The 25,414-nt window shown below is 40.8% G+C and carries 28 protein-coding genes and 1 tRNA gene; 22 read left to right on the top strand and 7 right to left on the bottom strand.

Annotation, left to right across the window (positions count from 1 at the left end):
- Positions 1 to 930 carry a DUF3829 domain-containing protein gene (locus E7B10_RS02700; RefSeq protein WP_008602411.1) on the bottom strand — a complete coding sequence of 310 codons (930 nt, stop codon included), beginning with the start codon at positions 928 to 930 and terminating at the stop codon, positions 1 to 3.
- Between the two features lie 314 nt (positions 931 to 1,244).
- On the opposite strand from E7B10_RS02700, the gene E7B10_RS02695 reads away from it, so the two are divergent.
- From E7B10_RS02695 to E7B10_RS02670, 6 genes are all read left to right on the top strand, one after another.
- Positions 1,245 to 1,409 carry a hypothetical protein gene (locus E7B10_RS02695; RefSeq protein ID WP_008602413.1) on the top strand — a complete coding sequence of 55 codons (165 nt, stop codon included), beginning with the start codon at positions 1,245 to 1,247 and terminating at the stop codon, positions 1,407 to 1,409.
- A 51-nt stretch (positions 1,410 to 1,460) separates the two neighbouring features.
- Positions 1,461 to 2,279 carry a sulfurtransferase gene (locus tag E7B10_RS02690; RefSeq protein ID WP_008602416.1) on the top strand — a complete coding sequence of 273 codons (819 nt, stop codon included), beginning with the start codon at positions 1,461 to 1,463 and terminating at the stop codon, positions 2,277 to 2,279.
- 13 nt (positions 2,280 to 2,292) lie between these two features.
- Complete coding sequence (locus E7B10_RS02685) at positions 2,293 to 2,520, top strand: hypothetical protein (protein ID WP_008602417.1); 228 nt, start codon at positions 2,293 to 2,295, stop codon at positions 2,518 to 2,520.
- Positions 2,521 to 2,670: 150 nt separating this feature from the next.
- On the top strand, positions 2,671 to 3,426 hold the full coding sequence (locus tag E7B10_RS02680) for an exodeoxyribonuclease III (RefSeq protein ID WP_004695049.1): 756 nt from the start codon (positions 2,671 to 2,673) through the stop codon (positions 3,424 to 3,426).
- 68 nt (positions 3,427 to 3,494) lie between these two features.
- Positions 3,495 to 4,184, top strand: coding sequence for a 7-cyano-7-deazaguanine synthase QueC (gene queC, locus E7B10_RS02675; protein WP_008602419.1), 690 nt, complete (start codon positions 3,495 to 3,497; stop codon positions 4,182 to 4,184).
- Between the two features lie 470 nt (positions 4,185 to 4,654).
- Positions 4,655 to 5,146: a QueT transporter family protein gene (locus tag E7B10_RS02670; protein WP_008602421.1), complete on the top strand. Its 492-nt coding sequence runs from the start codon at positions 4,655 to 4,657 to the stop codon at positions 5,144 to 5,146.
- Positions 5,147 to 5,287: 141 nt separating this feature from the next.
- Here E7B10_RS02670 and E7B10_RS02665 read toward each other — a convergent pair whose 3' ends face one another.
- The 4 genes from E7B10_RS02665 to ispE all read right to left on the bottom strand — a co-directional run bounded on the left by E7B10_RS02665 (position 5,288) and on the right by ispE (position 10,088).
- A complete protein-coding gene (locus E7B10_RS02665; RefSeq protein ID WP_008602423.1) occupies positions 5,288 to 6,544 on the bottom strand; it encodes a Glu/Leu/Phe/Val dehydrogenase in 1,257 nt (418 codons plus the stop codon).
- 359 nt (positions 6,545 to 6,903) lie between these two features.
- A complete protein-coding gene (locus E7B10_RS02660; RefSeq protein WP_021148542.1) occupies positions 6,904 to 8,364 on the bottom strand; it encodes a sodium:alanine symporter family protein in 1,461 nt (486 codons plus the stop codon).
- Positions 8,365 to 8,502: 138 nt separating this feature from the next.
- Entirely contained in the window at positions 8,503 to 9,195 is a 693-nt protein-coding gene (locus tag E7B10_RS02655) for a GntR family transcriptional regulator (protein WP_004697535.1), read from the bottom strand.
- The gene (gene ispE, locus E7B10_RS02650; protein WP_008602429.1) at positions 9,192 to 10,088 is read right to left on the bottom strand and encodes a 4-(cytidine 5'-diphospho)-2-C-methyl-D-erythritol kinase; all 897 of its coding nucleotides are present in this window, start codon (positions 10,086 to 10,088) and stop codon (positions 9,192 to 9,194) included. Before ispE ends, E7B10_RS02655 begins: the two co-directional genes overlap by 4 nt.
- A gap of 205 nt (positions 10,089 to 10,293) precedes the next feature.
- On the opposite strand from ispE, the gene E7B10_RS02645 reads away from it, so the two are divergent.
- The 16 genes from E7B10_RS02645 (at position 10,294) to atpC (ending at position 24,250) form a co-directional block, all read left to right on the top strand.
- A complete protein-coding gene (locus E7B10_RS02645; protein ID WP_008602433.1) occupies positions 10,294 to 11,238 on the top strand; it encodes a YitT family protein in 945 nt (314 codons plus the stop codon).
- A gap of 171 nt (positions 11,239 to 11,409) precedes the next feature.
- Positions 11,410 to 13,047, top strand: a complete 1,638-nt coding sequence (locus E7B10_RS02640) for a phosphoglucomutase (protein ID WP_039965238.1) — start codon at positions 11,410 to 11,412, stop codon at positions 13,045 to 13,047.
- Positions 13,048 to 13,181: 134 nt separating this feature from the next.
- The gene (locus E7B10_RS02635; protein ID WP_004695058.1) at positions 13,182 to 13,457 is read left to right on the top strand and encodes an ACT domain-containing protein; all 276 of its coding nucleotides are present in this window, start codon (positions 13,182 to 13,184) and stop codon (positions 13,455 to 13,457) included.
- 8 nt (positions 13,458 to 13,465) lie between these two features.
- Positions 13,466 to 14,824, top strand: coding sequence for a PFL family protein (locus E7B10_RS02630; protein WP_101928468.1), 1,359 nt, complete (start codon positions 13,466 to 13,468; stop codon positions 14,822 to 14,824).
- A 34-nt stretch (positions 14,825 to 14,858) separates the two neighbouring features.
- Positions 14,859 to 16,010: an MraY family glycosyltransferase gene (locus E7B10_RS02625; RefSeq protein WP_316055464.1), complete on the top strand. Its 1,152-nt coding sequence runs from the start codon at positions 14,859 to 14,861 to the stop codon at positions 16,008 to 16,010.
- A 57-nt stretch (positions 16,011 to 16,067) separates the two neighbouring features.
- Positions 16,068 to 17,210 (top strand): non-hydrolyzing UDP-N-acetylglucosamine 2-epimerase, encoded by a 1,143-nt coding sequence (gene wecB, locus E7B10_RS02620; RefSeq protein WP_004695061.1) that lies wholly within the window; start codon positions 16,068 to 16,070, stop codon positions 17,208 to 17,210.
- Between the two features lies 1 nt (position 17,211).
- A complete protein-coding gene (locus E7B10_RS02615) occupies positions 17,212 to 17,406 on the top strand; it encodes an AtpZ/AtpI family protein (RefSeq protein WP_012864790.1) in 195 nt (64 codons plus the stop codon).
- A gap of 10 nt (positions 17,407 to 17,416) precedes the next feature.
- On the top strand, positions 17,417 to 17,785 hold the full coding sequence (locus tag E7B10_RS02610; RefSeq protein WP_316055463.1) for a Tat pathway signal protein: 369 nt from the start codon (positions 17,417 to 17,419) through the stop codon (positions 17,783 to 17,785).
- Positions 17,786 to 17,967: 182 nt separating this feature from the next.
- Positions 17,968 to 18,660: a F0F1 ATP synthase subunit A gene (gene atpB, locus E7B10_RS02605; RefSeq protein ID WP_038149920.1), complete on the top strand. Its 693-nt coding sequence runs from the start codon at positions 17,968 to 17,970 to the stop codon at positions 18,658 to 18,660.
- 23 nt (positions 18,661 to 18,683) lie between these two features.
- Positions 18,684 to 18,911, top strand: coding sequence for a F0F1 ATP synthase subunit C (gene atpE / locus E7B10_RS02600; RefSeq protein WP_004695064.1), 228 nt, complete (start codon positions 18,684 to 18,686; stop codon positions 18,909 to 18,911).
- A gap of 18 nt (positions 18,912 to 18,929) precedes the next feature.
- On the top strand, positions 18,930 to 19,427 hold the full coding sequence (atpF, locus tag E7B10_RS02595) for a F0F1 ATP synthase subunit B (RefSeq protein WP_316055462.1): 498 nt from the start codon (positions 18,930 to 18,932) through the stop codon (positions 19,425 to 19,427).
- 4 nt (positions 19,428 to 19,431) lie between these two features.
- Complete coding sequence (atpH, locus tag E7B10_RS02590) at positions 19,432 to 19,983, top strand: ATP synthase F1 subunit delta (RefSeq protein WP_004695066.1); 552 nt, start codon at positions 19,432 to 19,434, stop codon at positions 19,981 to 19,983.
- Between the two features lie 16 nt (positions 19,984 to 19,999).
- Complete coding sequence (gene atpA / locus E7B10_RS02585; protein ID WP_004695067.1) at positions 20,000 to 21,538, top strand: F0F1 ATP synthase subunit alpha; 1,539 nt, start codon at positions 20,000 to 20,002, stop codon at positions 21,536 to 21,538.
- A gap of 3 nt (positions 21,539 to 21,541) precedes the next feature.
- A complete protein-coding gene (atpG, locus tag E7B10_RS02580; protein ID WP_021148536.1) occupies positions 21,542 to 22,396 on the top strand; it encodes an ATP synthase F1 subunit gamma in 855 nt (284 codons plus the stop codon).
- Between the two features lie 18 nt (positions 22,397 to 22,414).
- On the top strand, positions 22,415 to 23,839 hold the full coding sequence (gene atpD / locus E7B10_RS02575; RefSeq protein ID WP_004697530.1) for a F0F1 ATP synthase subunit beta: 1,425 nt from the start codon (positions 22,415 to 22,417) through the stop codon (positions 23,837 to 23,839).
- 3 nt (positions 23,840 to 23,842) lie between these two features.
- Positions 23,843 to 24,250 (top strand): ATP synthase F1 subunit epsilon, encoded by a 408-nt coding sequence (gene atpC, locus E7B10_RS02570; RefSeq protein ID WP_004697509.1) that lies wholly within the window; start codon positions 23,843 to 23,845, stop codon positions 24,248 to 24,250.
- A gap of 47 nt (positions 24,251 to 24,297) precedes the next feature.
- Here the strand turns inward: atpC and E7B10_RS02565 are convergent, their stop codons facing one another.
- Both E7B10_RS02565 and E7B10_RS02560 read right to left on the bottom strand, forming a co-directional pair.
- Entirely contained in the window at positions 24,298 to 25,206 is a 909-nt protein-coding gene (locus E7B10_RS02565; RefSeq protein ID WP_316055461.1) for a hypothetical protein, read from the bottom strand.
- A 109-nt stretch (positions 25,207 to 25,315) separates the two neighbouring features.
- Positions 25,316 to 25,391 (bottom strand) — tRNA-Val (locus E7B10_RS02560).
- Positions 25,392 to 25,414 lie beyond the last annotated feature (23 nt).

Genomic DNA, 25,414 nt, shown 5'->3' with positions numbered 1-25,414 from the left:
TTATTTTTTTTCTGTTACATCTAAGTCTGCCATGTTAACTGCATTGGCCTTGCCAATCATTTTATTATACTTGGTAAATAATTGCGTATAAGCTTCGCCATAAGATGAGTTGATAATAATGTAGTTGCGTGCCTCTGCAACAAATTCTTTTACTGAGTCTTGATACTCTCTTACCGCATTTTGTACTTCTGGTGTAGTACCAGGTTGTAATTTATTGAGGCGTTGTGTAATTTGTTGTAAGTTTGATTCTACCTTTTGGGTGTCTGTATTCCCATCTGGATCAATAAGGTCAATAGTTTGTGCTGTTATGAGATTTATCTCTATAAAGTTAACCGCATTTTCCCGCTTTTCTCCCTGATACTCAGTCATGCGTTCGTTATAAAGCTCATTATTACGATTATCTAAAGCTAAGTCTAATGCATTATATGTAGCGTAGAACTGTTCTGCTAAAGGTACATATTGAGCTGCTAGCTCATCGCTACCTTTATAATTATCCTTTTCATAACGACGTTCCACATAGTAAGATTGCAACTGATCAGCAATAGGAATAATTTGATCAAGTACTACGAGGACGTCATTTGTCGCTTGGTTTACGTCTTCGTAGGGTGTAGAACTATCTTGTTTTGCTACCTCTAATGCAGCTTTAAGTTCCTTATATTTAGGTAAGGTAATCGTCGTATTATGAGACCCATTGCGCAACTCTTCAAGAGTTGGCTGTAATTGGTTAGCATAGGCTACACTGTATGAGTTATATGCATCTAATGCAACAATATAAGGTCGTATGGCGTTGATTTTATCGTCAACGGTTGATCGATATAAAATTGTCGTTGTATTGGATGATAAGAGTGTATACACCCCATAGATCCCACCACCGATAATAGCAGCACCGAGCACAATGGCTGCTATTAACTTGATGTACCCCTTTTTCAACTGCGCACGCTCCTTGAAAACACACTAACTCTTTTGGATCCATTTGGACAGACTAATGTCCTAAGAGTAATTATTTACATTATATCACAACTTTACGTGGCAAAAAAGACGTATAGATACGATAATTATAAGGAATAGATGAAAATGTTAGATTTGGACATGTATTTATATTTATAATTAGCGATTAAACGATGAATGAGGCTGTAAGCTGTTATAAAAATATACTTTTAAAAGTAAAACTATATACTCTCTAGACGTTGTAGCTGCGGCTGGTATAATAGCAAGTATAGTATTCATTATATAGGGAGTTCGTTATGTCAGAATCGAATCAATTAATCAATTTTGCTACATCTTCGGAACTTATTGCTAATGGGGAAGGGCGTAATGTATTATCTGCCATTGAAGATGGGTTACGCAATTGTGATGAGTTTTTAATATCAGTAGCTTTCAATTGTATATCCCGCTATAGTCGTATATAATAATATTAAAAGATTTGTATTTTTCGATATAATCAAAGAAAGGAGTACAACATGTCAAATTTTATCACTCCTAAAGAATTATTAGCTTGTTTCGATGAGGTCATCATTTTAGATGCTAGAGGGTATCAAGATTATAAAAAAGGCCATATTAAGGGGGCTTATGCGGTAGATTTAGACAAGGATTTGACTGGTCCTTTAGGCGAGCATGGTGGTCGTCATCCATTGCCAGATATGGAACAGTTAGCTCATACCTTTGAGTCTTATGGCATCACTCGTAACTCAAAGGTTGTAGTATATGATTCGTGGCTATTCTTAGCGGGCCGTCTTTGGTGGACGTTACGTTACATGGGCTTAACAGATGTACGCGTTTTATCCGGTGGTATTGAACGATGGGTTCGAGAGGGCCATCTCTTAACTAAAGAGCCGACCCCGTTACCTGCTGAACCATCTATTTTTAACTACGAGTTGCAAACGGATATGGTTATGAGTCGCGATGAGGTGCTCAAGGCTAGTGAAAGCGGAGATCATGTTATTATTGATGCTCGTGCGCCATTCCGTTATGATGGATCTCAAGTGGATACGATGGATGGTATGACAGGGCATATTCCTGGGGCTGTTAATCATTTTTATGAAAGTGGCTATACCGTAGATGGTCCTAAATCCTTGAAAGATTTAGAGGCTGAGTATTACAACGAAATCTACCAAAATAGGCCAGTTGTAACGTACTGTGGGTCTGGTGTGACTGCCTGCAATGCGTTGTTAACCATGAGTGAAGTAGGACTTGAATCTGCTTTATATGTTGGTAGTTCTAGTGACTGGGTAACGTATGAAGGCTTCCCGCTTAGTACAGGTGTAGAAACATTAAACTAACTTAGGAGGGCGAATGAATCTATTAAAACAATTACTAACAGTCGTTGCCTTTGGTTATTTGTGTTATCACATCTATACCTTTGGACCTGGTATGTTTAATGTAACTGTATTAGTGATTCTTGTCTTGTCGGCGGTGGCTAACTATTTCCGTGAGAAACGTGAAAGTGATCTTAAAGCCAACGAAAACGCCCGTAAGGCTCGTGCAGAAGCAAGACATGCTAAGAAACATAAAAAGCAGTAGTATTGCTAACATATAATCTTTAGATTAGCTTACATTAAGCAAAAACTTGACGTATATTCTATGTGAAAGAGACTTTCACCAAGTTAAATACGGTGAATAGTATTAGATTGATGCGAAGTATTATAAAGAAGTATTATAAAGGAGTAAGAATTGAAATTAATTTCTTGGAATGTAAACGGCCTCCGCGCCGCTGTAACAAAGGGTTTCATGGAATCCTTTAATGAATTAGATGCAGATATTTTCTGCCTGCAAGAAACAAAATTGCAACCCGATCAAATTTCTTTGGAGTTGCCAGGGTATGAGCAATATTGGAATAGTGCAGTTAAGAAAGGCTATAGTGGCACGGCTGTATTCACGCGTATTAAGCCATTGTCCGTAACTAATGGCATCGGTATTGAAGAACACGATCAAGAGGGCCGTGTTATCACTGCTGAATACGATAATTTCTATTTGGTATGCTGTTATACACCGAATAGCCAACGTGAATTAGCTCGCCTTGATTATCGTATGACTTGGGAAGACGCATTCCGTAATTATCTACTTGAATTAGATAAGAAAAAGCCTGTCATTCTATGTGGTGATCTCAATGTAGCCCATCAAGAAATCGACCTAAAAAATCCTAAGACAAACCGTAAAAATGCGGGCTTCTCCGATGAAGAACGTGCAAAGATGACAGAACTCTTAGGGGCAGGCTTTACAGATACATTCCGTCACCTCTATCCAGATGCTATTGAGCAATACAGCTGGTGGTCCTATATGGGGAAAGCTCGTGAACGGAATACAGGATGGAGAATTGACTATTTCATCACATCCAAACGCCTTGATGATAAAATCCAAGAAGCGAAGATTCATCAACAAATCTTTGGCTCCGATCACTGTCCAGTAGAATTGGTTATTGATCTATAAAATTTTAGTGAATGTAAAAGCACAGCCTCATCTACGGATGAGGCTGTTGTGATAGAAAAGGAGATACTATGGCTCAAAAACAAAAAGCTGTTGTTCTATTTAGCGGTGGCGTAGACAGTACTACTTGTTTGGCCCTCGCCATTGAACGATTTGGTAAAGACAATGTGGTGCCCTTATCGATTCAATATGGTCAAAAACATAGTAAAGAATTAGAAGCTGCCATAGCTATTTTAGAGTACTATAATATGAAAGGTAAAACGATGGATGTTACCAAGCTATTTGCCTTCAGTAACTGCTCCCTGTTAGTACAATCTAGTGAAGACATTCCGCAAGGTTCCTACAAAGAACAACAAGATGCAGAAGGGAAGGGTACGGTGAGCACTTATGTACCGTTTAGAAATGGTCTATTCCTATCTGCGGCAGCATCCTTGGCACTATCTCTAGACTGCGGTTATATCTATTACGGTGCTCACAGTGATGATGCGGCGGGTAATGCCTATCCTGACTGTACAGAACACTTCTACAAATCTATGGGCGACGCCATCTTTGAAGGCTCTGGTAAAGAATGCTCCTTAGAAGCACCCTTTATTAACGCCAACAAAGCTGACATCGTAAAAGAAGGCCTACGCCTCAACGTACCATACCACTTAACCTGGTCTTGCTACGAAGGCGGAGACAAACCATGCGGACACTGCGGTACCTGCATCGACAGAGCTAAAGCCTTCCACGCAAACGGAGTCGAAGACCCAGCACTATAATACCCATAAACTGGCTTAGACAAGCAGTCGCCTTTTAGGCGACTACTTTACATATATTCTAATAGAGTAGCATGTATATGTGATTCAAGGCGGACTTGTACGTCACTAGTATTAGGGGATAAGCAGAGTTGCTAAATTTGAAGTGGTGGCAGATACCTTTTCAAAGAGCGACTTTGGCAGGTCAAGGCCCTAGGCCGATGGCCGGTTCGCCAGTGGAGCGATGAGGAAAGGTATCTGCCACCACCCCCACCTTACAATCTTGATACTAATCGTAGATGATCCTACAAGTCCGCCTTAATCCCAATTAATTGCGAAAATATTAGATATATGATATATTAGTACTGCCTAAAGGCGACAACTAAATAAGACAGTTTGAAACCATCCTGTCTCTAAACAAAACTACGGAAATTCATAAGCATTGTAAGCATGGTAGTTTTGCCATGCTTTTTTATTTTGAGGAGGTGAGTGTTATGATTTCTACACGCAAATTGACTATTTCTGCCATGGTTGTGGCATTGTACATCGTTGTATTGTATGTAACGCAAAGCGTTTCCTTCGGGGCGTATCAAATTCGTATAGCAACATCATTATATGCACTTGCTTATGCCTTTCCGTTCTTGGTGATTCCCATGGGGATTGGCAACCTCATTTCTAACTTCCTATTCGGTGGTCTTGGTATCTTCGATATGATAGGGGGCTTTGGTGTCGGTGTAGTAACGACAGGCATCATCGTAGGCATGCGCAAGCTTGGCCTTAGTGCTTGGTGGGCAATGCTTCCCATTGTTTTTGTGCCTGCACTATGTGTGCCATTGTGGCTCAGCCCATTACTTGGCCTACCGTACTGGCCATTAGTGTTGAACCTCATCGTGGGTCAAACTGTTCCAGCGATTCTTGGTTCTGTATTGGTGAAAGCTTTGATGAGCCGTCCTAGTGTGGCTGCTTTATTAGGTGCTTTTAAATAATAAGTGGTTTTATTGACAAAACTAAGTAAATAATTGAATCTCAAGAGATGTTTCGATTATGTATATAGGTAAATAAAAAGGCGTAAGCTCAATGTGAGCTTACGCCTTTTCCATGGCTAACATGTATGGAGGTATAGGAGTTTAACAGTTGTAGCCACGCCACTTAGTTTCAACTACGAGTCGTTCAAGAGCAACCATGTATGCTGCTTGACGAGGAGGTACATTATATTTATGTTGCATTTCCCAAACAGCTTCGAAGCTATTTTGCATATTTTTAGTTAATCTTTCATTAACCTCTTCTTCAGTCCAGTAGAAGCTTGCTTTGTTTTGTACCCATTCGTAGTAGGATACAACTACGCCACCACCGTTGGCAAGCACATCAGGAATGATATCGATGCCCTTTTCATAGAAGTATTTATCCGCATCATTAGTAGTAGGGCCGTTAGCGCCTTCCAAGATGATCTTAGCTTGGATATTTTCCATGTTGTCTTTGTTTAATTGGTTTTCAAGGGCCGCCATGTACAATACATCCACTGGTTGAGCCAATAACTCTTGAGGCCCAATTGTAGTCATGCCTGGTTCGCTGTAACCTTCTAGGGAACGACCGTGGGAGTTAGCATATTCGTATGCTTTTTCAACATCGAGACCGTTAGGATTGTAGATGTTAACACTTACGTCGCCGATAGCCACAACTTTTGCACCTGCTTGTGCAATGAGACGAGCACCTACGGAACCTACGTTACCAAAGCCTTGAACTGCAACTGTAAGGTTTTTAATATCTAAGTTTTTCTTAGCAAGATAGCTTTGCAATGCGATGAGACAACCGCGACCAGTCGCTTCATTACGGCCTAAGGAACCGCCTACTTCGATTGGTTTACCTGTAACGATACCTGGGCTCCATTCGCCTTTTAATGTGCTGTATTCGTCAGCAATCCAGCTCATGATTTGGGCATTCGTATTTACGTCTGGTGCAGGAACGTCAGTATTAACACCAATGATAGGTGCAATACGGCGTACGAAGTTACGAGTTAAGCGTTCTAACTCACGAGGGTTTAAAGTTTTAGGATCGACTTTGATGCCCCCTTTACCACCGCCATAAGGAATGTTAGCGATAGCGTTTTTAATAGTCATCCATGCCGCAAGTGCACGCACTTCATTTTCGTCGGAATCTGGATGGAAGCGAAGACCGCCCTTAGCACTACCACGCAATGTGGAATGTTGGCATCGATAGCCTTCGTATACGCGAACTTCGCCATTGTCTAGTTGAAGAGGAACTGCTACTTTTAGTTCCCGTTCTGGGTGACGCAATACTTCGTATTCACTACGAGTATAGCCGAGCTTTTCAGCTGCTACGTCTAATGTGTTTAACATGTTTTCATATGGGTTATAACCGCTCATAATTACCTCCCGGATAACAGAGTAAATTAATTAGTGCTAATTTTTCACATACTTAAGTATTCGACATTATAAATAGAATACCCTTTATATTTTTATAAATATATTCTATAGTTTTTAACCTTTAAAAGTAGGAAAAATATAGATGGTTACTGTGATATCTGTCACTTTAAAATCTCTTGGTGGAGGATAGTCTTATCTATGAAAATGGATACTTTTACAAAAAATAAAAATCTATATTCCGAAGAATATAGACCCATCTGTATGCATTAATAAAGTATTTTAAAGATTATACGAATTTAAAGATTATACGAAAAAGACTGGTGAAAGATACTTTCACCAGCCTCATAGGTCAATATATTTTATTTTTCCACTGTATCTTCAATCGGAGTAGGAGGTACGGAGGAGTCTGTAGTTTGACCATCGCCCCACCATACGATGCCATATGTGTGATTTAGGATGGAACGGTTAAATACAGGCGTTTCAATACCTGCTTTGCGTTGTTTGATATAGTCGTCAAGGGCAAGACCTGCTGTGCGCCCCATGCGTACGATGGAACTTACGTTAGTTAATACTAAGAAAGCCATGAATAAATCGGCTAGATTCCATACGAGATCTAGAGAAGCAATAGAGCCCACAAATGTCATAAGAATTACGCCAATACGGAACAAATGTAGGTAGAATCGTTTATTTGTTAAGTGGCTGATATTGATTTCACCGTAGTAATAGTTACCAATTAAGGAACTAAAGGAGAACATAACGATGAAAATGGCTACGGCTGTAGGCGCCCAAGAACCAAGTTGTTGAGCTAGATTATGTTGTACAAGAGCAATGCCTGTTAGACCTGTAGTGCTGTAATCACCCACGATGAGTACGATGAAAGCAGAAGCTGTACAAATGATGAATGTATCAAGGAATACGCCGAATGCTTGTACAAGACCTTGTTCTACAGGGTGGTTAACAGCTGCCGTAGCGGCTGCGTTTGGAACAGAACCTTCCCCGGCTTCGTTAGAGAAGAGCCCCCGTTTGATACCATTCATAACAGTAGCACCTAATAAGCCACCACCTGCTGCAACAGGCTCAAATGCGGAGGCGAAAATAGTATAGATTACATGTGGGAATTGGGTGATATTCATAATTACCACAAATAATGCAGTAGCAATGTATAGAATCGCCATGATAGGAACAATGATTTCAGATGCTTTTGCAACGCGGTTGATACCACCGAATATGATAATACCAAGAAGGACTGCTACTACAGCGCCTGTATAGGACACATCAAGGTTAAATACCTGGAGAGATGCAGCCAAAGTATTGGCTTGTACAGAATTGTAAATCCAACCATAGGTAATACTGATTAAAATAGCAAATAGAACAGATAATGCCTTGTTGTTTAGACCATACCGAATATAGTAAGCTGGTCCGCCATAGAAACCGCCCTTAGCAACAGGTTCTTTGTAGATTTGTGCTAATGTAGATTCGATGAAGCCCGTGGCAGCACCGATGAGTGCGATAACCCACATCCAGAAAATAGCACCAGGGCCACCAAGTACAACGGCAATAGCTATACCTGCGATGTTACCAACACCTACACGAGATGCGGTACTAACACAGAATGCTTGAAATGAGGATACATGGTTCTTTTCTGTAGAGCTACCTGCGCCGTTAATTACGAGGCGAATCATTTCTTTAATCATGCGAATTTGTACAAAATTCGTTGTCATCGTAAAGAAGAGACCTGCGCCGATAAGAATAAAAATGATGAAATAACTCCATAAATAACCGTTTATGGTGGATATAGCATCATTAAGCATTGCTTCCATAAAAACTCCCTTTCTTATAAAAAATCCATATTTCATACTAATCAATGATATTGTATCAATTTCTATAGACTATGTAAAACAAAAATCCTTCACAAATAGGAAGGATTTTGCTTTATATAGTATTTTGTAGGATGTTTTTTATGCCTTAGTAAATTCTTGTGACTCTTCCATTCCTTGCAACAAGGTTTGTTCAGAATGTTCCATGTGAATTCGAGCTAGTTTACGAGCTTGTGCGGCATTGTGAGAGGCAATGGCTTCCACTAATTGACGATGTTCCTCCCAAGTTTTTCTAAGACGACCTGGTTGGTTCATAGAAAAACTACGGAAGCGGTAGGTTTGTTCTCGCAAATTGTGAACAATATCCGCCAATCTTTCATTACGAGATGCGCGGTAGAGGACTTCGTGGAATTCTACGTCCGCAGCCACAACGGATTCCATATTTTTGTTTTCCATATGATCGCCGATTTCTACAAGCATTCTCTCCAGCGTTTCGATTTCCTCTTCTGTAATGCGTTCTGCTGCAAGGCCTGCCGCAAGTTCTTCCAGGGCAGAACGGATTTCAAATACTTGCGTGATATCCTTCAAAGAGATGTTGGCAACGTAGGTGCCGCGGCGAGGCACCATAACGACAAAGCCTTCTAGTTCAAGTTTACGTATGGCTTCACGAATGGGGGTACGACTTACACCTAACTCTTCGGCAAGGGGAATTTCCATGAGGCGCTCCCCAGGTTTTAACACCCCATCTTGGATGGCTTGACGCAATGTTTCACTTACCACTTCTCTTAGTGGTTTATACGCATCGAGTCGTATAGGTTGTAACCGTTTTGTCATACTAAGTCCTCCTGTGTACATGTTTTAGTAATGAGTGACAGCCAATCATGACCAGCTGCTTTAATCTCTTCTTGTAATTGTAAGGCTTCCATAGGTTTGTTAAGTAATACTACCATCGTAGGACCGCTTCCTGTCATGATGGTTGGGTAACCACGGCTAGTGAAAAACTCCTTACATATTCCTAGTTCTTCGTGATCTGGGAATAATAATTCTTCGAAAGTATTAGCGCTACTAGTGAAAGCAGATTGTAAATCATTATTCTGAAGATGATTCAGAACGGTATCGATTGTTTTTGCGGTGGCATTAGATTTACCACTGAAGCGACCATAAGCAATCGCTGTAGAAATAGATACCTTTGGCTTTACTAGTAATAGCCAATGTGCCTCTGGCGATTGGCTATAGGTTAACACTTCGCCACGACCTGTTCCGCGAGCGGTACCACCTTGTAGTAGGAACGGCACATCAGATCCGAGTGAGGCACCAATGTTTAAAAGTTCCTCTTGTGTGAGCCGTAAGTCCCAAAAGCGGTTGAGACCTAATAACATGGCCGCTGCGTCTGCACTACCGCCACCAAGACCCGCTTGAATAGGAACGCGTTTTAATAGGTGGATGGCGGCACCGGCTTTACAACCCGTATAGGCTTGTATGGCACGCAACGCTTTGAGCGCGAGATTATCTTCTCCATAGCTTACGAGCTTTTGCATGTAATCGGGTAACTCAGGAGCGCCACCAGAAAAGACTACGGAATGATGCTTAGCGAAATAAATAGAATCACTAAGGCGAATCGATTGAAATATAGAATCGATGTCGTGGTATCCATCGTCACGCTTGCCTGTAATAGCAAGCCCAATATTAATTTTGCTGCAACCGAGTTGCTCAAAACTTTTACTCATAATAGCCTCGTTTGTAATGTACAAAATATATGCAGTTTATATGTTTATTTTATACTGTTATAAAGTGATTGAAAATAACCATTAAGTGGTTTATGATGATTTTGTATATACCTGTTGTTTGATTATTAAAAGCATTGTAAACAGTGTATGTTTTAATTAGTTCATTATAGAATATTTATAGTGAAATGGCAATTTGGAGGGAGCTATGTTCGCCAAGTATAAAGATGTTGTCTATCAATGTGTCATAGTTGCTGTTGGTTGTGCAATTTTTGGCGCTGGTTTAGATGCCTTTGTACTACCTCACAAACTGGTTAGTACTGGTATTAGTGGGGTAGGGTTGATTTTGTATTATCTAACGGGATTATCCGTTGGTTCTTGGAACGTTATTTTGAACGTCCCTATATTTTGGGCTGCTTGGAAGTGGCTTGGTAAACGTGTAGTGCTTAATACTTTGTATGGTACGCTCATGTTATCGTGGATGATTGATCTGTTTAGTTTCTTGCAATATGACATGATTATTAAGGATCCACTACTCAGTTCTATGATGGCAGGTATCACAACTGGACTAGGACTTGGTATCGTCTACCGTGTAGGTGGTAATACAGGAGGCCTTGATCCAATTGCACTTATCGTTCGCAAATATTATGGTCTTCAAATGGGGTCCATTAATAGCGCTATCAACTGTGCCATCCTCTTAGTTGCTGTCGGTGTTGTTGGACTTGAAGCGGTAGCTGTAACTCTTATCAGTGTGTATGTGTATACTATTATTACAAATAAGGTGGTAATCGGCTTTAATCAACGTAAAGTTGCTTTTATCATTACCTATCGCACCGATGAAGTATGTGAGTGTATTATCAATAAGGTTGGTCGTGGTGCCACTATTATTAATGGTATTGGTGCCTATACACGGACGCCTAAGCAAATTGTGATGGTTGCCGTTAACTTGCTGCAGGTAAATAAATTGAAAGAGGTTATTCAAGAAGCGGACCCAAATGTGTTTATCTTGATTACTGATGCCCAAGAGGTTATCGGTCAAGGTTTTACTCAACCTATTGTTCCTGCGGAAATATCTAAACAGCTGAAATCACAAGATATAACTACCGAAGCGAACAATAATGTTGTAATAGATGAAAATAGTTGTAACAGATAAAAATAAAGAATTATGATAAAATCTCTGGCTGTTGTCATCTTATATTAATTATGCGTAAATATAATATTTTATGAATGATACATACATTTTGAAAATAATTTAATGTAATTGATCGAATATCAAGGTTGTAAAATGAGAGGGCTTGCCCTCAAGATAAGATTAGAGGTTTCTATGACTCATAAATTAGCAGGTACTCCTGTACAAGAACAAGATATTATCGATGTGCAAACCCTTGTGGATGCATATTTTGATAATGCTCCGGATATTACAGATCCGACACAACTCGTATCCTTTGGTACATCTGGCCATCGCGGTACATCTTTAAATGGTACTTTTACAGATTTACATGTGGCGGCTATTACACAAGCTATTTGTGATGGCCGTGGTCAATTCGGTGCCACAGGTCCGCTTTTTGTCGGTCAAGACACACATGCTTTATCTCAGCCAGCCCTTGTAACGGTTCTAGAGGTTCTTGCTGGCAATGGTGTAACGGCAATGGTTGATTCCGATATGGATTTCGTTCCGACGCCATCTATATCTCGGGCCATTATTCGTTATAATGAAAGCCACGATGATAAGGCAGATGGTATCGTGATTACGCCATCTCATAATCCTCCAGATAACGGTGGCATCAAGTATAACGCTACTAATGGCGGTCCGGCGGATACTCTCGTTACAAAATGGATTGAAACTCGAGCTAATGAGTATGTTCGTGCATATTGTGAACTAGAAGGGTTCAAACGTATTAGCATCGACAATATTGAACCTGACCAACAAGTTCCGTATGACTATAAAGGCCTGTACGTAGAAGAACTGTCTTCTATTATTAATATGGAGGCAATACAAAGTGCAAAACCTAAGGTCCTCGTTAATGCCCTCGGCGGTAGTGGACTAGGTTATTGGCGAGCTATTAAAGAGCGCTATAATCTCAACATGGATATTATCAATGATGAATATGATCCAACTTTTAGCTTTATGACCTATGACCATGATGGTAAGGTCCGCATGGATTGTTCCTCCGAATACGCTATGGCCGATGTTATCAAGCAAATTGGTAATTACGATTTGGCTGTTGGTAACGATCCCGATTATGATCGTTATGGTATTGTTAGTGCAGAAGGGCTTGCTTCACCAAATGCATTCCTCGTAGCCGCTGCCGATTATCTATTCACAACCCGTGGTTGGAAGGATAAAGGGGTAGGCAAAACGGTTGTTTGTACAACCATGATTGATAAGTGGGCATCCGTTAAAGAAATTCCTGTGTATGAAGTTCCGGTAGGCTTTAAATACTTTAGTTCTCTATTATTCGATGGGGAAATTGGCATTGGAGGCGAAGAATCTGCTGGTGCATCGTTCCTTAAAAAAGATGGTACCGTATGGACCACAGATAAAGATGGTATGATTATGGCTCTCTTAGCAATGGAGATGTATGCTGTAATGGGCGCAACTGTTGAGAGACTATATAACAATATTGTGGAAGGCTGTGGGGATCCACGATTTGGTCGTATTGATGCGCCTTGTACAAAGGTGGCCAAGGCTAAGTTGAAACAATTAAATGCAAGCTCCATTACGGCTACCGAAGTAGATGGTGATGCGATTACTAATGTTCGCACTACTTCTCTGTATAAAGATATGCCTATTGATGGCGTTCGTGTGGAAACGGAAACAGGCTGGTTTGTAGCACGTCCATCTGGTACTGAAGATTTATATAAAATTTATGGTGAAAGCTATAAAGGTGACAAAGGTCTTATTGCATTGTTAACTGCTGGTGAAGAGATTGTAACAAGTGCTTTGTCTGACGAAGTATAACATATTGTTTTCACTAGAAAACTCATAAAGATTTCACTCATGAAAAATAATAAATGTGTTATAATATATTAATATAGTTTATTGAATGCCCTATACTGGCTATATAGTTTGTAGTGCTTAGAGAAGGTGATGTTATGAAATTAGTTGTTACCGTTGTCGGCGTAGACCGCGTTGGTATCATTGCTGGGGTTAGTACCGTACTCGCTAACTACGGTGTAAATATTATGTCGATAAATCAGACCATCCTTGATGGTGTTTTCAATATGATTATGATGTGTGAAACCAAGTCTGAAGATATGAAAAATCTTACAGCTATCCAAGAGGCTTTGACGACTCAAGGTAAAGAACTAGGTGTTGAAATCCGTGCACAACATGCTGATATTTTCTTGAGCATGCACCGTGTAGGATAGGAGGCACTATGTTATCTATCGACAATATTTTAGAAACGAATCAGATGATTCACGATAATAAGCTTGATGTGCGCACTATTACGATGGGGATTAGCTTGCTAGAATGTGCATCTAGTTCTGGTAAAGAGCTGTGTGACCGTATTTATGACCGTATTACAAAAGAGGCAGAACATCTTGTATCTACAGGGGAAGATATTGAGCGAGAATTCGGCATTCCTATTATCAATAAGCGTATTTCTGTAACACCCATTTCTCTAGTTGCAGGGGGGAGTGATTTAACAGCTTATGTTCCTGTGGCGGAAGCTATGGATCGTGCTGCAAAAACTGTAGGTGTTAATTTTATTGGTGGCTTTTCTGCGCTTGTAACAAAGGGCGCCACTCGAGCTGACCGCATTTTGATTGACTCTATTCCTGAAGCGCTGGCAACTACGGATATCGTTTGTAGCTCTGTTGCTGTGGGCTCTACTAAAACTGGTATCAACATGGACGCAGTGCGAGACATGGGAATCATCGTTAAGAAAACTGCAGAGCTTACAAAGGATAATGATGCTCTTGGTTGTGCTAAGCTCGTAATATTCTGTAATCCTGTAGAGGATAATCCATTTATGGCGGGTGCTTTCTTCGGGGTAACAGAAGGGGATAGTGCTATTTCTGTAGGTGTATCTGGCCCGGGCGTTGTAAAACATGCGCTTGAATCCGTTCGAGGTCAATCCTTTGACGTTGTAGCAGAAACGATTAAACGTACTGCTTTTAAAATCACGCGCGTAGGTCAATTGGTAGCGCAAGAGGCATCTCGCCGCCTAGGTAAACCATTTGGTATTATTGATTTATCTTTGGCGCCAACGCCAGCTGTAGGTGACTCTGTAGCTCATGTTCTTGAAGAAATGGGCTTGTCCTCTTGTGGTTGTCATGGCACTACAGCGGCACTAGCATTACTTAATGATGCGGTGAAAAAAGGTGGTCTTATGGCTTCCTCTCACGTAGGTGGTCTTAGTGGTGCATTCATTCCTGTCTCGGAAGATGCAGGCATGATTGATGCTGTATCCTGTGGCAGTTTGACACTTGATAAATTAGAGGCCATGACATGTGTTTGTTCTGTAGGGCTTGATATGATTGCTATTCCTGGAGACACTACTGCTGATACCATTTCTGCTATCATTGCAGATGAATCAGCAATTGGTATGATTAATAATAAGACAACTGCGGTTCGTGTAATTCCTGTACCTGGTAAGACTGTTGGAGAGGTTGTTGAATTTGGTGGATTATTAGGTTATGCTCCTATTATCGAAGTGAGTCCATATAGTGCAGCCGAGTTCATTGCCCGCGGTGGCAGAATTCCTGCTCCTATTCGTAGCTTAACGAACTAATCCGTTTTTACAACCTACTTGTTGGAGGTGTCTTATGAGTGAATATGTGCTCGATTATGTGTGGGCCTTTGCAGTAGCGCTCATCATAACCTTTGCACTTACCCCATTGGTAAAACGCTTTGCCGTTGCTGTTGGGGCAATAGATAAGCCTGATGCTCGAAAGGTGCATCATGGTGCGATTCCACGACTTGGTGGATTAGCAATCTTTCTCGGTTATGTGGGATCGGTTCTTTTTAACGATTCCATTCCGCATGATCATAAATTGTTTGGGTTTGTCCTTGGTACAGTCATTTTGGTGCTAGTTGGTATTTGGGACGACATTAAACAAATTGAGCCAAAAACTAAGTTAATGGGCCAAATTATAGCAGCCGCTATCCTGGTGGCTTATGATATTCGAGTAGATTTCATTAACCTTCCTTGGGGTGGTGTAGTATATCTCAAGTATTGGGCTATTCCATTGACTATTTTCTGGATAGTTGGTTTTACAAATATTGTAAACCTCATCGATGGCCTTGATGGCTTGGCTGCAGGTATTTCCTTTATCGCATGTATCGCTGTTTGTGCAATGACATTGCAACTTGGTCAAACTGATCTTGCTTGTATCTCTCTTGCTTTAGCAGGTGCGACTGTAGGTTTCTTGCGGTATAACTTCAATCCTGCAAAAATATTCATGGGTGATACGGGATCCATGTTGTTAGGCTATACATTAGCGGCTATTTCCGTTATGGGGGCCGTAAAGACGGCTGCTACGATTGCTCTAGTGGTACCTGCTATTGTGTTAGGATTGCCTATTTTGGATACCTTATTTGCCATTGTGCGCCGTAAAATCAGTGGACGTCCAATCTTTAAACCCGATAAAGGTCATGTTCACCATCGCTTGTTGGCACAAGGGTTAACACAAAAGCAAGCTGTATTGTTGATGTATGCAGTAACAGCTCTTTTCGGCGGTGTATCTGTTATCGTTGCAGAGGTTAATGCTTGGGTCGGCGCGACCTTGGTATTAGTAATTTTCTTGTGTAGTATTTATATTGCACGACGTCTTGGCGTTATCATGCATAGTGATGCGGCAGGGCATCCGTTACCACGTCCTACAATTGAACGTAGCGACTCGGATGATACCATATCCTTTGATCGCGATGAATTGGCTAAAGCCTTGGAGAATACTGATGATTCTCATAAGGAATAACCATCTGTGGGGCGCTTGGCGCCCCATTTTTTCTATCCTACTACGTTGGAGGCAACTATGTTAAAAGTTATGACAATCTTTGGTACAAGACCTGAGGCTATCAAGATGGCTCCTCTTGTAAAAGCATTACAAGCAGCACCAGATATGGAACCTATCGTCACCGTTACGGCACAGCATCGAGATATGCTCGATCAAGTACTAAACTTGTTTAATATTACCCCAGACTATGATTTAAATATTATGAGCCAAGGTCAAACACTATATGATGTAACTAATCGTGCTTTGATGGGCCTTAAAGATGTATTAGAAGAAGCAAAACCTGATGTGGTACTCGTTCATGGTGATACTACAACTACCTTTGCTGGTGCCTTGGCTTCTTTCTACCAAGAAATTCCTGTAGGTCACGTGGAAGCAGGACTACGGACAGGTGATATTTACTCTCCGTTCCCTGAAGAGATGAATCGCAAATTGACGGGGGCTATTGCGACGTATCACTTTGCGCCTACTTCTAGTTCTGAAAGCAATTTAAAAAAGGAAAATATTAATACAGAACATCTTTATGTAACAGGGAATACTGTTATCGATGCTCTTGATACGACGGTACAAGACAACTATGTATTCGATGATGCAGCTATTAATGCTCTTGATCCTAAAAAACGTACGGTTCTTGTTACCACACATCGCCGAGAAAACTTAGGTGAACCTATGCGCCATGTATATCAAGCCATTCGCGATTTAATTAATGAATTTGAAGATATTCAAGTTGTTTTCCCTGTACATAAAAATCCTAAAGTTCGCCAAGTTGTACAAGAGGAGCTTGGCTCTGTGGATCGTGTTACATTAATCGATCCTCTTGACTATGAACCATTTGCAAACTTGATGGCTAAATCTTACTTGATTTTGACTGATTCAGGTGGGATTCAAGAGGAAGCCCCAGCTCTTGGTAAGCCAGTTCTCGTATTGCGTGATACGACAGAACGTCCTGAAGCAGTAGAAGCAGGTACCGTTCGCCTTGTAGGTACTGATAAAGATGCGGTACATAAAGCCGCTTATGAATTATTGAGCAATGCTGAAGCGTATAAGTTGATGTCTAACTCTGTTAACCCATATGGTGATGGTAAAGCATCTGAACGCATCATCCAAGCGTTGCGCCATGAGTTCTTAGGCAATCCTAATCGTCCTGAACGATTTGGTAAATAATATGGATAAGGATCTTGTGAAAGCCCTCGCCATGGCAACATCAGCGGGGGTCACACTGGTCTCCTGTATAGGAGGTTTTATTTGGCTAGGTTATAAATTGGATACTTGGCTTCAAACGGAACCACTCTGCATGGTCATATTTGGCCTAATAGGAGCTATAACAGGGTTTTATATGTTATATAAACAAGTTAAGTAGTGAGGTATGTATGAATCAATATATAAAATTCATAGTGCGCGTGCTACTGACTTGTTTTTTTATTGCCTTTTTAGGAGTAATAATACAGGTTACATGCGGATTACAACACTATGTATGGGGCTGGCTGTGGGGCATTTTTATAATGGTGCTCTACTTGCTTAGCCTAGCTTTGCATGGACAATCTATTGTGTCAGGAGATCCTTATAAAGCCGTATGTAAATCTCGTAGACAGATGATTTGGCGCCTTATGTTAGTAGGTTCTCTAGTGGTCTTAGGTCTGAAAATTCCGGGTGTAGAGGCTGTTAGCATGTTTATAGGTATCGCGCTTATTCAGCCTGCATTATATGCTGTGTACTGGTGGCTCAGTCGTCAGTTTTAGTTCTAAAATGACGTAAAATAGGAACAACAAAGGTATTCCAATTATGCATTGTATACATTATATTTATGATTAATTGGAATTGCTTACCCTTCAAGTGTTGATTATATATCTATAACGATGTATGATGATACATATATGTTATATTTATATTAATTGTAAATATATTAGGTTTTATTATATCTATGAAAGGGGTTGAGAACGTGGTATTACATGCGGGACACCATGAGGTCGTGCAGTGGTTGGGGTTGACATTTAATATAGATACCTTGATTGCTACATGGGTTACTATGGCTATTGTAATATTAATAACAATACTAGCCACCCGAGGACGTAAATTGGTGCCTGTAGGCTTGCAAAATATAGTGGAATCTATATTAGAAGGCTTAGAGGGGCAATTAGCTCCGAACTTGGGTCGTCATTGGCCGATGGTGAGTTCCTTGTTATTTACGTTTTTCTTATTTATTTTTGTAGGAAATGAATTAGGCTTAATGCCTACACTTAAGGCGTTAACATCACCAACATCTGATATCAATACTACAGTTGCATTGGCTTTATGCAGTACATTAGTAGTATGGGTTATGGGTATTAAAGTTAAAGGCTTATCTTACTTTAAGCATTTTGTACGACCTTATAAGGCTTTGCTAGTACTTAATATCTTTGAAGAGATTGCTAGACCTGTTACGCTTGCTTTCCGTCTATTCGGCAATATCGTAGCTGGTGAAATTTTGTTAGAAGTATTATACAAGTTGCCTTGGTTTGTACCTGTACCATGGGTGTGGATTGCTTTTAGTTTGTTTATCGGCATTATTCAAGCCTTTATTTTTACCGTTCTTACAGCATCCTATTTAGGGATGGCTCTTAGTGAGGAACATTAATTATTATATATGGAGGATATATTATGGAAGCTCAAGGTTTATTCGCATTAGCAGCAGCAATCGCAGTAGGTTGTGGTGCCATTGGTGCAGGTATCGGTGACGGTCTTGTATCTAGTAAAGTAATCGAAGGTATTACACGCCAACCTGAATTGCGTGGTCAATTGATGTCTACTATGTTCGTTGCGATTGGTTTGATCGAAGCGATGCCTATCATCGGTGTAGTAGTTGCGTTTATTTTGTTATTCAGATAATAACGAGGAGGAATAACCTTGGTTGACTTAAGCCTTGGAACGATTCTTGCTCAAATGTTGAACTTTTTTATATTAGTTTGGCTATTGGCGCGTTTTGCATATAAACCATTATTGGCTATGATGACAGAACGTAAAGAACGAATTGCTAAAGATTTAGAAGCTGCTGAACAAGCCCGTGCAGAGGCAGAAACGTTTAAAGCTGATTATGCAGCTCAAATTTCTAATGCTCGTGTAGAAGCACAACAAATTGTTGAAAAAGCAGTTCAAGAAGCAGAAAATACAACACGTGAACAATTGTCAACAGCACGCGAGCAAATTGAACAAGAAAAAAATCGTGCTCGTCAAGATATTGCCATCGAACGTGATCGTGCTATGAATAGCTTGCGTAATGAAGTTGTTTCTTTGTCTGTAGCTATGGCTGGTAAAGTTGTTGCAAAAGATATGAACAGCGAAACTAATACAAAATTGATCGAAGACGCTATTCGTCAACTTGATAGTAAAACGATAGGGTTGTGATACGATGAGCATAGAAATTGTAGCAGATAAATACGGTTCGGCTATGTTTGAATTAGCTCAAGAACAAAATAAGTTGGAACTCATGGAGGAGCAATTAGGTTATGTAGCGTCTGTAATGGCGGAACAGCCTGAACTTCGTTCATTCCTTGAAAATCCAATCGTTACAGAAGATGCAAAGATTAAGTTAGTTGGTTCTATCTTTGAATCTAGTATCGACAAAGTTGCTTTACATTTTATTTATGTGATGATTAAACGCGGGCGCCATCGTTATATTGCTCAGGCCATTGCAGCGTTTATTCAAAAATCACGAGAGGCTCGTGGTATTTTGGAAGCTACTGTAACTGTAGTAGAACCAATCACAGCTGATGTAGAAGCATCTGTACAAGCTAAATTACGAGAAGTAACAGGGAAAGATGTTATTTTATCTGTGCGTCAAGATCCATCTATTATGGGTGGTATTATTATCCAAGTAGGGGATAAACGCATTGATGGCTCTGTATCTCGTCGTTTAGAGGAATTAGAAAAATCTTTATTAAGAACGAACTCTATTAGATAGGGGTGAATGGGTATATATGAAAATGAAGCCTGAAGAAATCACTGCTATAATCAAACAGCAGATTCAGGACTATGATGTTGACCTCAATGTCGATGACGTGGGTACTGTTCTCGACGTAGGGGATGGCATCGCCCATATTTATGGTCTTGAAAGAGCCATGGCCGGTGAGTTGCTAGAATTACCACACGGCGTATATGGCTTGGTTTTGAACTTAGAATTAGATAATGTGGGTGCCGTACTATTAGGTGATGACTTCTTGATTAAAGAAGGGGACCAAGTGCGCCGTACTGGCAAAATTATGGACGTTCCTGCTGGAGATGCCTTGATTGGTCGCGTAGTAAACCCTCTTGGTCAACCTCTTGATGGCAAGGGTGCTATCCAAGCTACAGAACGTCGTCCTATCGAACATCCAGCACCTGGTATTGCGGATCGTCAATCCGTAAACGAACCATTGCAAACAGGTCTTAAAGCGATTGATGCGATGGTACCAATCGGCCGTGGTCAACGTGAGCTTATCATCGGTGACCGTGGTACAGGTAAAACTGCGATTGCCTTAGATACTATTTTGAACCAAAAAGGCAAAGATGTTATTTGTATTTATGTAGCTATTGGTCAAAAAGAATCTACGGTTGCTCGTGTAGTACAAAAACTTGAAGAAGCAGGCGCTATGGAATATACAATCGTAGTTTCTGCGAGTGCCTCCACCGGTGCACCTCTTCAATATATTGCACCATATGCTGGTGTTGCCATGGGTGAATACTTTATGTACCAAGGTAAACACGTATTATGCGTATATGATGACTTAACAAAACAAGCGGCTGCATACCGTGCTATGTCCCTATTATTGCGCCGTCCACCAGGGCGTGAAGCATATCCAGGTGACGTATTCTACTTACACAGTCGTCTATTAGAGCGGGCTGCGAAACTTTCATCTGAACTTGGTGGAGGTTCTATTACAGCGTTGCCAATCATTGAAACACAAGCAGGTGACGTATCTGCATACATTCCAACAAACGTAATTTCTATTACTGATGGTCAAATTTTCTTGGGAACAGATATGTTCTATTCTGGTATTCGTCCAGCTGTTGACGTAGGTTTGTCCGTATCCCGTGTAGGTGGTAGCGCACAAACTAAAGCGATGAAGCAAGTGGCGGGCCAATTGCGTTTGGACCTTGCTCAATATCGTGAGTTGGCTGCTTTCGCTCAGTTTGGTTCTGACCTTGATGCGGCTACACGCGCTCAACTTGATCGCGGTGAACGCTTAACTGAAATGTTGAAACAAGGTCAATATGAGCCTATGAGCGTAGCGGAAATGGTTATCAACCTGTACGCTGGTACTAAAGGGTACTTAGCAGATATTCAAGTGGCAGATGTATTGTCCTTTGAATCTGAACTTTTACGCTATGTAAAAGCAAATTACCCTGAAATCATCACTAACATTGAAACGTCTAAGAAAATTGACGAAGAAACTGAAAATCTATTGAAGCAAGCAATCCCAGAATGTGTTGAAGCATTTGGCTCTACACATACATTAGTGTCTCGTAAGGAGGCGTAATGTATGGCTAGTGCACAAGATTTGCGAAAACGCATAAAAAGTGTTACCAATACGCAACAAATTACAAAAGCGATGAAGATGGTAGCTTCTGCTCGTCTTCGTAGGGCACAAACAAAAGCGGAAGCTACTCGTCCTTACGCAGAAAAGATAGGGCAAATCTTGCGTCATATGTCTAATAGTGATTTAGAAGGCTTTGAAAGTCCTCTTTTAGATGTGCGACCTGTAGAGCGCACTTGCTATATTGTAGTAGGTGCAGATAAAGGTCTTGCAGGGGCATTTTCGTCTAATGTATTGAAATTTGCCATGGAACAATTACATGGTAAATCTCCTGATACATACCGTGTTATCACGGCAGGCAGAAAGCCTAGAGACAGCATGAAATCTAGAGGTGTTCGCATCGATAAGTCTTATGCGGGCTTCTCGGATAAACCATCCTATGAACATGCGCGTACTATTATGCATGAAGCACTTTCACTATATGAACGTCATGAAGTAGACGAAGTCATCATGATCTATACACGTTTTGTAAATTCTATGACGCAAATTGCACAGGCTGAGCGCTTGTTGCCAATAGAGCAACCACAAGATGAGGTAAAAGGCGAAGAGTATGATTTCATGCCGTCCGCCGTATCCGTCTTGGAGGCGTTGCTGCCAAAATACTTAGAAATTACAGTTTATAATGGATTGTTGCAATCTGCAGCTAGTGAATTAGGTGCTCGTATGACGGCCATGACATCGGCTACAGATAATGCAGGGGAACTCATTGAGTCCTTAGGCCTTGAATACAACAAGTTGCGTCAATCTAGTATTACAAACGAAATTTCTGAAATCGTTGGTGGCGCTAATGCCTTGCAATAGATAAGGAGACATCTGTCGATGAGTAATAATATTGGTAAAGTTGTGCAGGTCATCGGCCCAGTTGTAGACGTGCGCTTTGATGCTGGTCATTTACCAGCTATCTACAACGCCATCCACATCTACCATGACCACAAGGCACACGATAGACAAAAAATCGTAGTAGAGGTTATGCAACACTTAGGCGACGATACAGTTCGTTGCGTTGCCATGAGTTCTACTGACGGTATGACACGTAATATGGAAGCAGAAGATACTGGTGCTCCAATTTCCGTTCCTGTAGGGGAAGGCGTATTGGGTCGTATCTTTAACGTACTTGGTGAAACTGTAGACCATGATCCAGCTCCAGTTGTGGCTGATGAAAAATGGCCTATTCACCGTCCAGCACCTAAATTTGATGACCTTTCTCCAGATACACAAATCTTGGAAACAGGTATTAAGGTCGTTGACCTTATCGCTCCATACGTAAAAGGTGGTAAAATCGGTCTTTTCGGTGGTGCCGGTGTAGGTAAAACCGTATTGATTATGGAATTGATTCACAATGTTGCTACAGAGCACGGCGGCTATTCCGTATTCTCCGGTGTAGGGGAACGTACTCGTGAAGGTAATGACTTGTGGAACGAAATGAAAGAGTCTGGCGTTATCAATAAAACAGCCCTCGTATATGGACAAATGAATGAGCCACCAGGGGCTCGTATGCGCGTAGGTCTTACTGGTCTTACAATGGCTGAATACTTCCGTGATGTGAAAAAACAAGACGTGCTCTTGTTCATCGATAACATCTTCCGCTTTATTCAAGCGGGGTCCGAAGTATCCGCCCTCTTAGGTCGTATGCCATCTGCCGTAGGTTACCAACCTACATTGGCTAATGACGTAGGGGCATTGCAAGAGCGTATTACATCTACAAAAGAAGGCTCTATTACCTCCGTACAAGCTGTATATGTACCTGCCGATGACTTGACTGACCCGGCTCCAGCAGCGACATTCGCTCACTTGGATGCGACAACAGTATTGTCTCGTTCCATTGCGGAACTTGGTATCTATCCAGCGGTGGATCCTCTGGACTCTACAAGCCGTATTTTGGACCCACATGTACTTGGTGAAGAGCACTACGCAGTAGCTCGTGGAGTACAAGAAGTATTGCAAAAATATCGCGATCTTCAAGATATTATCGCAATCCTCGGTATGGAAGAATTGTCTGACGAAGATAAACTCACTGTATCTCGCGCTCGTAAGATTCAACGTTTCTTGAGTCAACCATTCTTCGTAGCAGAAGTATTTACCGGTTCTCCTGGTAAATATGTGCCATTGTCCGAAACATTGAGAGGCTTCAGAGAGATCTTGGATGGTAAACATGATGAATTGCCAGAAGGTGCATTCTACATGGTTGGTACCATTGATGAAGCCATTCAAAAAGCAAAGGAAATGCAAGAGAAGGGGGAATAATCCATGGCGGAACCTATGACCCTACAGATAATTACACCTGATGCAATCGTATTCGAGGGCCAATCTACATTCTTTGTAGGTAAAGCTATCGATGGTGGTTTTGGTATTTTGCCAAATCATGCGCCTATGATTATTGCATTAGACTTGGCACCTTTACGCATTGAACAACCAGATGGAACATCTCGTGAATATGCTGTATTTGGTGGCTTCTGTGAAATTGAACATAATAAGGTGAGTATTGTAACCCCTGACTGTCAAGATCCAACATCCATTGATGTGGAACGTGCTCGTCGAGCTAAAGAGCGTGCAGAAGGTCGGTTATCAAATCCTACACCTGATATTGATGTAGAAAGAGCGGAAGCAGCATTGCAACGTGCTTTACTGCGCTTGCATGTTACAAAAATGTTATAAGAAAAAGGCTAGCCATCTGGCTAGCCTTTTTATCTTTCTAATTTTGATTATAAAACGCTCACACCTTTTAAGGAGTATGCAGTATTCTTAGGTTGTTCTACTTGAAAATCTAATACAACAGGTGCCTCAGAATTGATACCAGGTGCTTGGTAGCGGTCACGATCTGTTGGAATTCGTTTGTATGGTAATTTATCAAGTAATATAGTCATAACTTTGTTCCAAACTGATTTATGTGTTGGCATAGTTAAAGAGTCATCAGTTTGGTTGAAGCCCGTACGAACAGTATGGATTATCTTATCGTTTACATCATAATAGTATAAAAGGGCATTAACCTTTGCAGCGATATAAATTTCATGATTATCCTTATTGTATGGATCTGGGCTGTTAATAGTATTAACTTGTACATATACGTCTTGTAATGGTACAGGCATAATAACGATTTCAGAATTTTGGGCCTCTGCAATTTGAGCAAGATCAGCGGCTTTAATTTCTGCAGTTGGTGTGTTAGTACTTACAATGGTTGTATCATAGTAAGGATATTTAAGTGTATTTGATAAGCGATCTGTCATGTAGTGACCAAATTGAGCTGTGTTTTCATTGCGCAAATTTGCTGGTACAACAATAGTTACTTTGCGGCTTGGAAAGTTTTCCAAGTGACCATCATGACTTGTACTAGTAGCATTAATAGTTGCTTTTTCTGAAACTCCAGAAATTGGTGTAGATGTTGGTGTGGCAGCTACTTTTATGACAGGCTCCATATTTGTTTTAGGGGTCAATGTAGAAGCCTCATTACTTGTGTTACTTTGTATAGTGCTAAGAACCACAGGTTGCGTTGTATTTGGTGTTAGCTGACTCAAATCGATCATAGCGGCACTGGCTGTTGTAAATGCAGTTGTGAGTAGTACAGCAAGTACTGTAAGTAGTGGACGTTTATAGAGTCCGAAGTTATGTAACATAATTCCTCCTCTTAATAAAACTCTTTTAAAATTACAAATTATACAATTTATATTATTATATCATATATATAAAAAAAAGGAGCAAGCTTAACAGCTTGCTCCTTTAGTTTGGTGGACGATGACAGGATCGAACTGCCGACATCCTGCTTGTAAGGCAGGCGCTCTCCCAGCTGAGCTAATCGTCCATATGTGGTGACCCGTCCGGGAA

Origin of the sequence: Veillonella sp., assembly GCF_032470285.1 — a bacterium.
GTDB lineage: Bacteria > Bacillota > Negativicutes > Veillonellales > Veillonellaceae > Veillonella.
Note: the sequence above shows the minus strand (reverse complement) of the source record. Positions and strands in the feature narration are given on the sequence as shown.

Bases quoted from the DNA above. Each gene is read 5' to 3' on its own strand.
- E7B10_RS02655 (WP_004697535.1), bottom strand. From the start codon at position 9,195: ATGACAAAACGGTTACAACCTATACGACTCGATGCGTATAAACCACTA.
- E7B10_RS02670 (WP_008602421.1), top strand. From the start codon at position 4,655: ATGATTTCTACACGCAAATTGACTATTTCTGCCATGGTTGTGGCATTG.
- ispE (WP_008602429.1), bottom strand. From the start codon at position 10,088: ATGAGTAAAAGTTTTGAGCAACTCGGTTGCAGCAAAATTAATATTGGG.
- E7B10_RS02665 (WP_008602423.1), bottom strand. From the start codon at position 6,544: ATGAGCGGTTATAACCCATATGAAAACATGTTAAACACATTAGACGTA.
- E7B10_RS02615 (WP_012864790.1), top strand. From the start codon at position 17,212: ATGGATAAGGATCTTGTGAAAGCCCTCGCCATGGCAACATCAGCGGGG.
- E7B10_RS02610 (WP_316055463.1), top strand. From the start codon at position 17,417: ATGAATCAATATATAAAATTCATAGTGCGCGTGCTACTGACTTGTTTT.
- atpG (WP_021148536.1), top strand. From the start codon at position 21,542: ATGGCTAGTGCACAAGATTTGCGAAAACGCATAAAAAGTGTTACCAAT.
- E7B10_RS02635 (WP_004695058.1), top strand. From the start codon at position 13,182: ATGAAATTAGTTGTTACCGTTGTCGGCGTAGACCGCGTTGGTATCATT.
- E7B10_RS02695 (WP_008602413.1), top strand. From the start codon at position 1,245: ATGTCAGAATCGAATCAATTAATCAATTTTGCTACATCTTCGGAACTT.
- atpB (WP_038149920.1), top strand. From the start codon at position 17,968: ATGAAAGGGGTTGAGAACGTGGTATTACATGCGGGACACCATGAGGTC.
- atpA (WP_004695067.1), top strand. From the start codon at position 20,000: ATGAAAATGAAGCCTGAAGAAATCACTGCTATAATCAAACAGCAGATT.
- E7B10_RS02640 (WP_039965238.1), top strand. From the start codon at position 11,410: ATGACTCATAAATTAGCAGGTACTCCTGTACAAGAACAAGATATTATC.
- queC (WP_008602419.1), top strand. From the start codon at position 3,495: ATGGCTCAAAAACAAAAAGCTGTTGTTCTATTTAGCGGTGGCGTAGAC.
- atpE (WP_004695064.1), top strand. From the start codon at position 18,684: ATGGAAGCTCAAGGTTTATTCGCATTAGCAGCAGCAATCGCAGTAGGT.
- E7B10_RS02685 (WP_008602417.1), top strand. From the start codon at position 2,293: ATGAATCTATTAAAACAATTACTAACAGTCGTTGCCTTTGGTTATTTG.
- wecB (WP_004695061.1), top strand. From the start codon at position 16,068: ATGTTAAAAGTTATGACAATCTTTGGTACAAGACCTGAGGCTATCAAG.
- atpH (WP_004695066.1), top strand. From the start codon at position 19,432: ATGAGCATAGAAATTGTAGCAGATAAATACGGTTCGGCTATGTTTGAA.
- E7B10_RS02645 (WP_008602433.1), top strand. From the start codon at position 10,294: ATGTTCGCCAAGTATAAAGATGTTGTCTATCAATGTGTCATAGTTGCT.
- E7B10_RS02630 (WP_101928468.1), top strand. From the start codon at position 13,466: ATGTTATCTATCGACAATATTTTAGAAACGAATCAGATGATTCACGAT.
- E7B10_RS02625 (WP_316055464.1), top strand. From the start codon at position 14,859: ATGAGTGAATATGTGCTCGATTATGTGTGGGCCTTTGCAGTAGCGCTC.
- atpC (WP_004697509.1), top strand. From the start codon at position 23,843: ATGGCGGAACCTATGACCCTACAGATAATTACACCTGATGCAATCGTA.
- E7B10_RS02565 (WP_316055461.1), bottom strand. From the start codon at position 25,206: ATGTTACATAACTTCGGACTCTATAAACGTCCACTACTTACAGTACTT.
- E7B10_RS02660 (WP_021148542.1), bottom strand. From the start codon at position 8,364: ATGGAAGCAATGCTTAATGATGCTATATCCACCATAAACGGTTATTTA.
- E7B10_RS02690 (WP_008602416.1), top strand. From the start codon at position 1,461: ATGTCAAATTTTATCACTCCTAAAGAATTATTAGCTTGTTTCGATGAG.
- atpD (WP_004697530.1), top strand. From the start codon at position 22,415: ATGAGTAATAATATTGGTAAAGTTGTGCAGGTCATCGGCCCAGTTGTA.